Source organism: Cytobacillus sp. NJ13, assembly GCA_030348385.1.
Classification (GTDB): Bacteria; Bacillota; Bacilli; order Bacillales; family Cytobacillaceae; genus Cytobacillus.
Genome location: JAUCFP010000006.1, coordinates 3751166 through 3763368 on the forward strand (window position 1 = coordinate 3751166; position 12203 = coordinate 3763368).

At 43.0% G+C, this 12203-nt stretch carries 13 protein-coding genes; all 13 read left to right on the forward strand.

All coding sequences use genetic code 11. From position 1 onward, the window contains the following. The first annotated feature begins 141 nt into the window (after positions 1-141). The 13 genes from glyA to atpA all read left to right on the forward strand — a co-directional run bounded on the left by glyA (position 142) and on the right by atpA (position 12095). Positions 142-1383 (forward strand): serine hydroxymethyltransferase, encoded by a 1242-nt coding sequence (gene glyA, locus QUF73_18775; GenBank protein MDM5228170.1) that lies wholly within the window; start codon positions 142-144, stop codon positions 1381-1383. Positions 1384-1537: 154 nt separating this feature from the next. After that, positions 1538-2167: a uracil phosphoribosyltransferase gene (gene upp, locus QUF73_18780; GenBank protein ID MDM5228171.1), complete on the forward strand. Its 630-nt coding sequence runs from the start codon at positions 1538-1540 to the stop codon at positions 2165-2167. A gap of 534 nt (positions 2168-2701) precedes the next feature. Next, on the forward strand, positions 2702-3298 hold the full coding sequence (locus QUF73_18785) for a hypothetical protein (GenBank protein ID MDM5228172.1): 597 nt from the start codon (positions 2702-2704) through the stop codon (positions 3296-3298). 87 nt (positions 3299-3385) lie between these two features. After that, the gene (locus QUF73_18790) at positions 3386-3625 is read left to right on the forward strand and encodes a hypothetical protein (protein MDM5228173.1); all 240 of its coding nucleotides are present in this window, start codon (positions 3386-3388) and stop codon (positions 3623-3625) included. A 171-nt stretch (positions 3626-3796) separates the two neighbouring features. Next, complete coding sequence (locus QUF73_18795; GenBank protein MDM5228174.1) at positions 3797-5086, forward strand: serine hydrolase; 1290 nt, start codon at positions 3797-3799, stop codon at positions 5084-5086. A 78-nt stretch (positions 5087-5164) separates the two neighbouring features. Then, the gene (locus QUF73_18800) at positions 5165-7432 is read left to right on the forward strand and encodes a S8 family serine peptidase (GenBank protein MDM5228175.1); all 2268 of its coding nucleotides are present in this window, start codon (positions 5165-5167) and stop codon (positions 7430-7432) included. Positions 7433-7733: 301 nt separating this feature from the next. Continuing rightward, the gene (locus tag QUF73_18805; GenBank protein ID MDM5228176.1) at positions 7734-7955 is read left to right on the forward strand and encodes an AtpZ/AtpI family protein; all 222 of its coding nucleotides are present in this window, start codon (positions 7734-7736) and stop codon (positions 7953-7955) included. 5 nt (positions 7956-7960) lie between these two features. Continuing rightward, positions 7961-8335, forward strand: coding sequence for an ATP synthase subunit I (locus tag QUF73_18810; protein MDM5228177.1), 375 nt, complete (start codon positions 7961-7963; stop codon positions 8333-8335). 21 nt (positions 8336-8356) lie between these two features. Further along, positions 8357-9070 carry a F0F1 ATP synthase subunit A gene (gene atpB, locus QUF73_18815; protein MDM5228178.1) on the forward strand — a complete coding sequence of 238 codons (714 nt, stop codon included), beginning with the start codon at positions 8357-8359 and terminating at the stop codon, positions 9068-9070. Between the two features lie 75 nt (positions 9071-9145). Continuing rightward, positions 9146-9358, forward strand: coding sequence for a F0F1 ATP synthase subunit C (gene atpE / locus QUF73_18820; protein MDM5228179.1), 213 nt, complete (start codon positions 9146-9148; stop codon positions 9356-9358). Between the two features lie 149 nt (positions 9359-9507). Beyond that, positions 9508-10029, forward strand: a complete 522-nt coding sequence (locus tag QUF73_18825; GenBank protein ID MDM5228180.1) for a F0F1 ATP synthase subunit B — start codon at positions 9508-9510, stop codon at positions 10027-10029. Next, positions 10026-10562, forward strand: coding sequence for a F0F1 ATP synthase subunit delta (locus QUF73_18830; GenBank protein MDM5228181.1), 537 nt, complete (start codon positions 10026-10028; stop codon positions 10560-10562). Before QUF73_18825 ends, QUF73_18830 begins: the two co-directional genes overlap by 4 nt. Positions 10563-10586: 24 nt before the next feature. Then, on the forward strand, positions 10587-12095 hold the full coding sequence (gene atpA / locus QUF73_18835) for a F0F1 ATP synthase subunit alpha (GenBank protein ID MDM5228182.1): 1509 nt from the start codon (positions 10587-10589) through the stop codon (positions 12093-12095). Positions 12096-12203: the final 108 nt, after the last annotated feature.

A 12203-nucleotide genomic window follows, 5' to 3' on the forward strand; every position in this document is an offset into this window, starting at 1 on the left:
ACTGGTATAGGTGCCTGTCACTTTTTCGGAAAACATGCTAAAATGAAAAAGAATTTTCACAAAAAGATCGATACATAAAATGGAGAGCATTTAAAAGGCTTTCCTTTATGAAAAGTGTGTTGGAAAAAAGGGAGGATTCTTATGAAGCATTTAGCACAGCAGGATGAGCAGGTTTTCAAGTCGATTCAAGAAGAATTAGGACGCCAGAGATCAAAGATTGAATTAATCGCTTCTGAAAACTTTGTCAGTGAAGCGGTAATGGAAGCACAAGGTTCTGTTTTAACAAACAAGTATGCTGAAGGCTATCCAGGCCGACGCTATTATGGCGGATGTGAACATGTGGATGTAGTCGAAGATTTAGCACGTGACCGTGCGAAAGAAATTTTCGGAGCAGAGCATGTGAACGTGCAGCCGCACTCAGGTGCACAGGCAAATATGGCTGTATACTTCACTGTCCTGGAGCAGGGAGACACTGTTCTTGGCATGAATCTATCCCATGGCGGACATTTAACTCATGGCAGCCCTGTTAACTTCAGCGGGGTGCAGTACAATTTCGTCGAATATGGCGTGGATAAAGAAACACATCGCATCAATTATGATGATGTGCTCGAAAAGGCCCGTCAGCATAAGCCAAAACTAATTGTAGCGGGTGCAAGTGCCTATCCGCGTGAAATTGACTTCAAGCGTTTCCGTGAAATTGCCGATGAAGTCGGTGCCATGCTGATGGTTGATATGGCTCATATTGCAGGCCTTGTAGCTGCTGGGCTTCATCAGAATCCGGTTCCGTTCGCGGACTTTGTTACAACTACTACGCACAAGACATTGCGCGGACCGCGCGGCGGCATGATCCTCTGCAAAGAAGAATATGCGAAGAAAATTGATAAATCCATTTTCCCTGGAATCCAGGGCGGTCCTTTAATGCACGTTATTGCGGCAAAAGCGGTTGCCTTCGGCGAAGCGCTTCAGGAAGAATTCAAAACATATGCAGGCAATATTATTTCTAATGCCAAAAAGCTGGCTGAAGCATTGCAGGCTGAAGGAATTGACCTTGTATCTGCAGGCACAGACAACCACTTGCTGTTAGTTGACCTCCGTTCCCTTGGTTTAACAGGGAAAGTAGCTGAGAAAGTACTTGATGAGGTCGGCATTACAGTCAACAAAAACACGATTCCTTTCGATCCGGAAAGCCCATTCGTGACAAGCGGCATCCGCATCGGTACAGCGGCCGTTACGTCCCGCGGATTTGGCGAAAAAGAAATGCAGGAAATTGCATCCATCATTGCCTTCACACTTAAAAATCATGAAGATGAAGGGAAGCTTCAAGAAGCGGCTCAGCGCGTCGAAGCCTTAACAGGCAGTTTCACTTTATATCCTGAATATTAATCAATCAGCCGGCCACAGCAAGAGGCCGGCTTTTCCATGTAAAAATGACTTTTCTTTTACAAAAGCGAATCATAGTTGCCGATGGAACTGTTTTTCTGTAAAATTAGACGAAGTGTGGTTCGACTAATCTGCATATTGAAAAGGAGAGATAATCATGGCAAAGGTTTACGTTTTTGACCATCCATTAATTCAGCATAAGCTTACATACATTCGTGAAAAAAGTACGGGAACAAAGGAATTCCGTGAGCTTGTCGATGAAGTGGCAACACTTATGGCATTCGAAATCACCCGTGATATGCCATTAGAAGAAATTACAATTGAAACACCGGTCAGCACGATGAAGTCCAACGTACTAGCAGGTAAGAAGATAGGAATTATCCCTATTCTGCGTGCGGGAATTGGAATGGTTGACGGCATTCTGAAGCTAATTCCAGCTGCAAAAGTGGGCCATATCGGTTTATACCGCGACCCGGAAACACTGCAGCCGGTTGAATACTATGTAAAGCTTCCTAGTGATGTGGAAGAAAGAGATTTCATCGTGGTTGACCCAATGCTTGCAACTGGCGGTTCCGCGATTGAAGCCATCCACTCTCTTAAAAAACGCGGAGGCAAAAATATTAAATTCATGTGCCTGATTGCCGCTCCTGAAGGGGTAGAAGCTGTACAAGAAGCTCACCCTGACGTTGACATCTATATCGCAGCATTAGATGAAAAATTGAACGAAAAAGGCTATATTGTTCCTGGTCTCGGCGATGCAGGCGACCGTTTATTCGGAACGAAATAAAAATTTTTACTATCACATTTTTTTCAAAAGAGATTTTAACAGTTCTGCTTTTAATAATATTATTGAAAAATGCACCTCTTTTAATTGGAGGTGCATTTTTCTGTGCTTTTCTAAAAAGGGGAGGGGAGAAGAGTGTCAGACTAAAGAAAATAACATGGTTGATATGTTGGTGGTTGAGTGGGTGATGATGAGCAGAGGATTCTTTACAGTATTTATCAATATTTATGTTAAAAGTCTCTTTCCCCGCAAAGCTGGAAAAGTTATGATAGAGTATAGAAGAAATGGAAGTAGAATTCATGCTGAAATATAAGCGGTTAACATGCTGATGGTTGTATGGTTATATATAAAATGTTGATATATCAGTTTTTTAGTCTGTTTAATTGGTGTGGCATGGTTGAAGAAATGGCTTTATTGATGGAGTATCCACCGCAAAAATGTTGATGGTGGTTTTGTTGGCGGTTAGGTGGTTGGTCATGGGTAATGCCCAGCAGCGGCTGGGTGATCGGCAAGATACCAAGAAAGGTGCTGAGGACGTTGGCAAATCAGTATTTGACAATGAAGGAGCTTAAAGAGGCGCTTCCGGACATACCTGAGAATAGCTTAAAACGCTATTTACAGGAGCATACAGAATACATAAATTATCGGAAAGAACATAATCGCTATAAAATCCAGGCTTCCGAAATTGAAAAGCTTAAATTCATCCGGAAGTTGTATTCAGATGGGTTAAAAAAAGAGGAAGTCACAGCAAAGCTTGAGGATGCGGGCATCCCAGTCATCATTACAGTGGAAGATGAGGAAGAAAGCAGCACCACCTCACTGGTGAATGTGAATTCCGAACTGACAGATATGAAGAAGCTGGTCAGCTTTCTTGTTCAGCAAAATGAACAGTCCCGTCTTACCCAGAATAAAATCAGAGAGCAAAACAAACAGCTGATTCATGAATTGCAGGAGCTTAAACAAACAATTGAAGATTTAAGAATGGCGCAGGAACAGGGATATGAAAAAGAGAGCGAGAAAGTCACTTCACTCTATGAAAAGCTGATGGCAACACAAAGGTCTGTCGAAGAAGTAGCCGGCGCACTGGAAGTTGAAAAAAGCAAAAGCATCTGGCAGAAGATATTTGGAAAGTAAAGGTATGCCCAAATTGCAAGATTTAGGTTTAGACTGTTGTCTTCAGGGTATTGGCATAATGATTTTAAATACCTGGAGGTCGAATAAATGAGAGCGTTAGCTGTATTAGAAGGAGCATTAATTGTCTGGATTATCATTCTTCTGGGTTCATTAATGGGAACATTCTTTTCCGAAGGTGCTATCGCCGTGGTATTTAAACTGGCAGAAGGAAAAGGAATTCTGCTTACAGTATTATTAATAGCCGCGACCATCACGGATATGTGGAGAGATAAGAAACGGGACCGTTTAATTCAGAAAGGGAAACTTGAACCGAATCAGCTGTTTTAATACATAATAGCAGTAAGCCATCATAGATTTGATGGCTTATTATGTTTATTATAATCTAAAAGAACTATTTTCTGAAAATACTAAAAACTATATTGATAATCAAGTAAAAGATAGATAATATTAATTATACAGAATATTGTATATTGGTTAATCTGTAAAGGAGATGAAGATTTGAAAAGGTTAAAGTTATTGTTAATTGTATTGGCATTAGCCTTAAGTTCTGCAGTGTTTTCTGCAAATAGGGTGAATGCCGAAGAACGGTCTGGACAGAAATTGAGTCATGCCCATCCGAAAAAAGCTGGCTTTGATCCTGAAAAATTGAAGGGAATTGATAAAGCCATTACGGATGCCATTGAGGATGGTGTTACACCCGGTGCAGTGGTTCTCGTGGCCAAGGATGGACAGATTGTCAAAGAGGAAGCGTATGGATATGCACAAAAATACGATATGGGGGAATTGCTCAGTAATCCCCGAAAAATGAAAAAGAAAACAATCTTCGATCTGGCTTCAGTTACGAAGGTGATGGGAACAACTCAGGGTATTATGAAACTTGTTAGTGACGGTGAACTTTCAATTAATGACAAGGTATCTGAATATATACCTGAGTTTGCCCAGCATGGAAAAGAAGATATTACAGTTGCTGACTTGCTGACACACACCTCAGGATTGACTCCTTGGAAGCCGACTTACCTATATGCTGATAATTCGGAAGAGGTACTGAATTATATAAACCAGCTGCCCCTTGAATACCCGACTGGCACAGACAGAAGATATAGCGATTTTAGCTTTATGATGCTGGGTTTTTTAATTGAAGAGATAAGTGGACAAAAATTGGATAAGTTCTTAGAAGAAAATATTTATAAACCATTAAAAATGCATGATACTATGTTTGCTCCTCCTGAACATTTCAAGCAAAATATTGCGGCTACTTCCTGGGGAAATCCTTATGAGTATAAAATGATTGATGACCCTAATTTCGGGTACTATGTTGAAGAAAGCCCCGATATGTTTAAATACTGGAGAAATTACACCTTGGTAGGAGAAGTTAATGATGGGAATAGTTTCTATGGCAATAAAGGAATAGCAGGCCATGCCGGTTTATTTTCAACAGCAAGGGACCTTGCCGTATTGGGCCAGACCATGTTAAATGGCGGAACTTATGGAAAAACCCAAATGTATGAAAAAGAAGTGATTGCTGCCTTTACCTCTCCTAAGCGCTTTGGCCAGGGGTATGGCTGGGAGCTGGATAAAAGCTGGTACATGGGAGATCGGTATTCTGACCAAACCTTTGGCCATACTGGTTTTACTGGAACACAGGTTATTATTGATCCAGAGGAAAATCTCCAGATTATCCTGCTAACGAACAAACAAAACAATGGCCCTTTACCAAGCGGATCATACCGCAGCACAGGCGCTCTTTCTAAAGAAGTAGCTAATATTGTTTATGAATCCTTGAACTAGCCGTTTATTTTATATCGATTTACGCATACAAGGTACCTATTCAGCCCACCCTAAAACAAAAAGAGGGTGGGTTTTCTTATGAAAAAAATCTTGCTGATCATTACAGTAATATCCTTGTATTTGAGCCAAGCTCCTGTTTCTGCCCGGACACTTTCACACCCTCCTATTCCGAATGAGTCAACTGATATAGAAAAAGTGGCTATCGTAGTACTAAAAGATGCGAAGAATGAACAGGAAATTAAGAAAATGATAGACCACAATCCTGATCTGCAAATTAGGCATACATTCAATCAGGCATTAAACGGCTTTTCAGTTAAAGGTAAGCAATCTGCATTGGAAAGCCTGCAAAAGATAGATTCAGTATCTTCTGTTTCACCGATTAATACCTATCATGTCCATTCCGATGACAATATCAAGCTCATTGGCGGCATTAATGCCAGAGGCTATTATGACAGAAATAATCAGCGCCTCACAGGCAAGGGTGTGAAAGTAGGCGTAATAGATACCGGCATCGATTATAATCATCCGGACTTACGAAGAAGCTATGGCGGAGGACGTGATCTGGTGGATAATGATCAGGATCCGATGGAAACAAAGGCTGCCGGGGGACAAGGCACACTGCACGGCACTCACGTTGCGGGAATCATTGCAGCAAATGGCAGAATTCAAGGGGTCGCACCCGAAGCAACCATCATCGCATACAGGGCTCTCGGACCAGGCGGCAGCGGAACAACAGAACAGGTGATAGCGGCCATCGAACAGGCAATAAAGGATAAAGTTGATGTGTTAAACCTTTCCTTGGGAAATAACGTAAACGGACCTGACCTTCCGATAAGCATGGCGCTGAATAAAGCAGTTGAAAAGGGAATAACAGCTGTCACTTCATCAGGCAATTCGGGCCCGAATATTTGGACGGTCGGATCGCCGGGCACAGCGTCGAAGGCCATTTCAGTAGGAGCCTCTACACCAACAATGAAGGTGCCATTTTTGAGCATAGGCAGGCGGGAAATTCGTCTTGATCTGCTGCAGGGTTCAAAGGATTGGGAATTTGACCGATCCTATGAAATGATCGACGGTGGACTTGGTCATCCTGAAGAATTGAAGAATGCCGAAGGAAAAATGGTATTAGTGGAAAGAGGTGAACTAACGTTTACTGATAAGGCAGTCCATGCAATGGAAGCAGGAGCAGAGGGAATCATTATTTTTAATAATACAAAAGGCAGGTTTTTTGGCAATCTGGACAGTGGTGTTCCAATTCCGGTAGCGGCGTTATCAAAGGAAGAAGGAGAGGAGCTCAAGAAGCATATAAATGAAGGAAGACTCCTTGCCCGGACTAATATAATAGAAGAAAGGGATATCCTGGCTGACTTCAGTTCCCGCGGACCCGTAACATCCACATGGGAAATCAAACCGGATGTTTTGGCACCTGGAGTCGCCATAAATAGCACCATTCCTGGCGGTTACCTGCCGCTGCAGGGGACAAGCATGGCCGCTCCGCATGTCGCAGGGGCCTGTGCCATCCTGAAACAGGCTCATCCTGATTGGGGGCCGGAACAGATTAAGGCAGCACTTATGAATACGGCTAAGCTTCTTACGAATACAGAAGGACAAACATATAGAACTTATGAGCAGGGAGCAGGCAGAATCCAGCTTGATCAAGCGCTGAGAGCAGAAACGCTTGTCCTCCCGGCTTCACTTCAGTTTGGAAAATTTCAGATCGCGGACAGACTGCATGAACACAGCAGTTTTATAACGGTTGAAAATATAAGTGAAAAAACACAGACCTATTCCTTTTCTGTACCTTATAAAGAACAAGGCATCAATTGGGAAATGCCTATGGCATTTCAACTGAACCCTGGTGAAAAGAAAAAGGCGGAAATCAAGATGTCTGCAGACCCTACTCTTTTAAAGAAAAAAATTCATGATGGATACTTGCTGATGAAGGCAGGTGCCGAAACCATCAGGATTCCATATCTGTATGTGCTTGAGGAGCCGGATTATCCAAGGGTGATGGGATTTGGACTGGGCAAAGGAGATAAGCCGGGCACGTATCGCTATGAAGTGTATCTTCCTGGCGGGGCAGAAGAGTTCGGAATTGCCATGTTTGATTCGGAAAGCCTCCGGTTCATGGGATTTCTGGACTGGAAAAGAAATGCAGGCAAAGGACAGCTGCTGCAGGAAATTCCTGCAAATAAGCTTCCAGGGCCAGGGCTGTACCTTGCAAAGGTATTTGCCAAGAAAGCCGGCAAGGAAGATTGGATTGAAACTTATTTATTCGTGAGGCCGGATGGGCAGCTTGGGGACCCGGAACCTTCGGCAAATAAGAAGAGCTCACTCAGCAGGTGAAACACAAAAATAAAGCGTTTTCAGGAGCGATGCAGAAACTCGCTCCTTTTTCAATAGATATCCGAAATTTAAATGTGATAAATATGTGAACATACCATATTTTTACCTTTTTGTTTGTGAACTTTTTCACTCCAAACGCATTGACATTGACAAAGCCCTATTGTATGCTTACAAAGGGTAAAAGATGATAGGGTTTTCAAAATATTTTTGCAGACATATTTCCCACTTCTGCATGATGTTAATGTGATTATTTATGGCCTCAAAACCCACTTACCATTCTCTTAAGGGAGGATGCGTTTTTATGCGTCAAAAAGACCGCAACCCATTTAAGGCGATGGCCTTAATGTCCGCCATTCTTTCTCAGTTAGTAGGTTCCACACTCATTGGCATTTTCGCCGGAAGGTGGTTTGACAGCAAGGCAGGAACAGAGCCGTTATTCCTATTAATCGGCTTGTTCATTGGACTGGGCGCCGGGATATACGCCATGCTTCGCTTAATCCAACATTTCTTCACAGGAGAATGAACATCATGCCGGAAATCAAAGTAACTTTTCAAAGACAGCGAAAATACATATTCCTTTTGTTGTCTGTATACGTTCTCGGCTGGGGTTTTACACCATATCAATCTATTTTTTTGGGCTTGATCTTTGGTACAAGCTTGAGTCTGTTCAATCTGTGGCTGATATCACGAAAGGCGCTTCAGTTTGGAGAGGCAGTCGAGAGAGGTGAGAAGGTGCGTTCACTTGGAACGGTATCCAGAATGGCTACAGCAGTTTTTGCTGTCATGATCGCTCTGGAATATCCTGATAAGCTGCATCTGATCAGTGTGGTATTTGGATTAATGACATCCTATATTGTCATTATGATAGATTATTTTCTTCAATCTTTTCAATTACGTAAATAGCGGGAAGAGAGGTGAACACTATTGCATCATGAAGCTCCTATAGTGGACTTTTTAGGATTGAATTTTAACTTATCAAACGTACTGATGATTACAGTGGCAAGTGCTGTTGTTTTCATTATTGCTTTGCTTTCAACCCGTCGATTGGCCATGAAACCAACGGGGATGCAAAATTTCTTCGAATGGATTATGGATTTTGTTAAGAATATCATTAACAGCACGATGGACTGGAAGACAGGCGGAAGATTCCATATCCTTGGATTAACCCTGATCATGTATATCTTTGTTTCAAACATGCTCGGACTTCCATTCGCAATCACTTATGATCACACTTTATGGTGGAAATCGCCAACAGCCGATCCTGTTATCACATTAACATTAGCGGCAATGGTTGTTGGGCTTTCGCATTACTATGGCGTAAAGCTTAAAGGAGTAGGAGAATACGGCCGTGATTTTATCAGGCCAATGCCTTTCTTGTTCCCATTGAAAATCATTGAAGAGTTTGCAAACACTCTGACGTTGGGACTTCGTCTTTACGGTAATATCTATGCAGGTGAAATCCTGCTGACATTGCTTGTCGGAGGACTGGCTCACGCTGGTGTAGGCGGAATGCTTGCAGCAATCTTGCCGACACTTCTATGGCAAGGATTCTCAATCTTTGTCGGATCTATCCAGGCATTCATTTTCTGTATGTTAACAATGGTTTATATGGCACACAAAGTGAGTCATGACCATTAATATATACCTGTTCATTTCATGGACAAAACATTTTAAACAAATAAATTTTCATACAATTTAAGGAGGAACTCAATAATGGGTCTTTTAGCAGCAGCAATTGCAATCGGTTTAGCAGCACTAGGTGCCGGTATCGGTAACGGTCTTATCGTATCAAAAACAGTTGAAGGTATGGCTCGCCAGCCAGAAGCTCGCGGTATGCTTCAAACTACAATGTTCATCGGGGTTGCGTTAGTAGAGGCTGTTCCGATCATTGGCGTTGTTATCGCGTTCATGGTTATCGGCGGTTAATTAATACTGTACCAATCGTTCTAAATGGCGAAGATCATTCCATGAACCTTCGCCATTCCTTTATGTTTTTTTACCGTAAAACTAATTCGGAATCATGCATATGACTCCGTTTCATAAGTGGAACAACTCTTGAAGGGAGTGAATCGAGGGTGTTAACAAACAGTCTAGTATTAGGCGCTGCAGGCGGCGGTTTTAACGGCGGGGACATCTTGTACCAGCTGATCATGTTCATCATCTTGTTGGCATTGCTGAAAAAATTCGCGTGGGGTCCTTTAATGGGCATTATGCAGCAGCGTGAAGAGCACATTGCCAGTGAAATCCAAGCGGCAGAAGAAAGCCGTACAGAAGCAAAAAAACTTTTAGAAGAGCAAAGAAATCTTTTAAAAGAAGCACGTACAGAAGCACAGGGCCTTATCGAAAATGCGAAGAAACAAGGCGATGTGCAGCGTGAGGAGATCATTGCGGCTGCCCGCACGGAGTCTGAACGCATTAAGGAATCTGCTAAGCTTGAAATCGGGCAGCAGAAAGAACAGGCGGTTGCCGCTATCCGCGAGCAGGTCGCTTCATTATCTGTCCTAATTGCTTCCAAGGTTATTGAGAAGGAATTAAGCGCAGCTGATCAAGAAAAGCTGATCAATGAATACATTCAAGAGGCAGGAGAAAAGCGATGACGGGCTCCACAGTAGCAAAGCGCTACGCGTTGGCTCTTTTCCAGCTTGCGAATGAACACCAGCTTCTTGACCAAATGGAAGAAGAGCTTCGTGCAGTGAAAGAAGTAGTAACTAATAACTTAGATTTAAAGTCTGTATTCAAATCTCCAAAGCTTTCAATTGAGAAGAAAAAAGAGATTATAAAAGACGCATTTGCATCTGTGAACACGTTTGTACTAAATACGCTAATGATATTAATTGAACGCCACCGCGAAGATCATATCGCTGATGTGGCTGATCATTTTATAAGTCTTGCGAATGACAAAAAAGGGATTGCGGATGCGAAAGTATACACTGTTCGTCCGCTGACTGAAGCAGAGAAGGAAGCATTATCTGTGTCATTTGCAGCTAAGGTTGGAAAAAAATCACTTCGTATTGACAATATAGTTGATACTAACTTGCTCGGCGGCATCAAGCTTCGAATCGGAAACCGGATTTTCGACGGCAGCTTGCGCGGGAAGCTAGAGCGTCTTGAACGTCAATTATTAGGCTAAGATTCGTAGATAGGGGTGAAACTCATGAGCATCAATGCTGAAGAAATCAGTGCGCTGATAAAAAAGCAAATCGAAAACTATCAGTCGGAAATTCAAGTGAGTGATGTAGGTACGGTTATCTCTGTTGGTGACGGTATCGCTCGTGCTCATGGCCTCGACAATGTCATGGCTGGAGAACTTGTTGAATTTTCAAACGGCGTTATGGGTATGGCACAAAACCTTGAAGAAAACAACGTCGGTATTATCATTTTAGGACCATTTACAGAAATCCGTGAAGGCGATGAAGTACGCCGCACGGGCCGCATCATGGAGGTACCGGTTGGTGAAGAGCTTATCGGCCGCGTAGTAAACTCTCTTGGACAGCCAGTAGATGGCATGGGACCAATTAACACAACAAAATCACGTCCAATTGAAGGCCAGGCACCAGGTGTTATGGATCGTAAATCCGTACATGAGCCGCTTCAGACAGGCATCAAAGCGATTGACGCTCTTGTGCCAATCGGGCGCGGACAGCGTGAGTTAATTATCGGTGACCGTCAAACAGGTAAAACATCTGTTGCAATCGATACCATCCTGAACCAAAAAGATCAGGACATGGTATGTATCTATGTTGCAATCGGACAAAAAGAATCTACAGTTCGTAACGCGGTAGAAACACTGCGTAAGCAAGGTGCTTTAGACTACACAATCGTTGTAACAGCATCTGCATCACAGCCTGCTCCAATGCTATACCTTGCTCCATATGCGGGTGTAACAATGGCAGAAGAGTTCATGTACAACGGCAAGCACGTTCTTGTTGTGTATGATGACTTAACAAAGCAAGCTTCTGCTTACCGTGAGCTTTCATTGCTATTGCGCCGTCCTCCAGGCCGTGAAGCATATCCAGGGGACGTATTCTACTTGCACAGCCGCTTGCTTGAGCGCGCTGCGAAGCTAAGCGATGCGAAAGGTGCAGGTTCAATCACTGCGCTTCCATTTATCGAAACACAGGCAGGCGACGTTTCTGCTTATATTCCAACAAACGTTATCTCAATCACTGATGGACAAATTTTCCTTCAGTCAGACCTATTCTTCTCCGGTGTACGTCCGGCGATTAACGCAGGTCTTTCTGTATCACGTGTAGGTGGATCTGCACAGATCAAAGCAATGAAAAAGGTTGCAGGTACACTGCGTCTTGACCTTGCATCATACCGTGAATTAGAATCATTTGCCCAGTTCGGTTCTGACCTTGATAAAGCAACACAGGCTAAACTTAACCGTGGTGCCCGTACAGTAGAGGTTCTAAAGCAGGATCTTAACAAGCCGCTAAAAGTTGAGAAGCAGGTTGCAATCCTTTACGCTCTAACTCGCGGTTTCTTAGATGACATTCCTGTACAGGATATTCGTCGTTTCGAATCTGAATTCCTTTCATGGTTAGACCATAACCGCAAAGATTTGTTAGACCATATCGTGACTACTAAAGAACTTCCTTCTGATGACGATATGGCATCTGCGATTAACGACTTTAAGAAAACTTTCGCAGTATCCGAATAATGGAGATTGCCTGGATGGGGAAGTGCTCCCCATCTATGCAACTCAATTCGGTTCTGACAAACAATAAAAAGCGGAAGCGCCTTGGTCAGCCCCGGCAAGCATAAGACG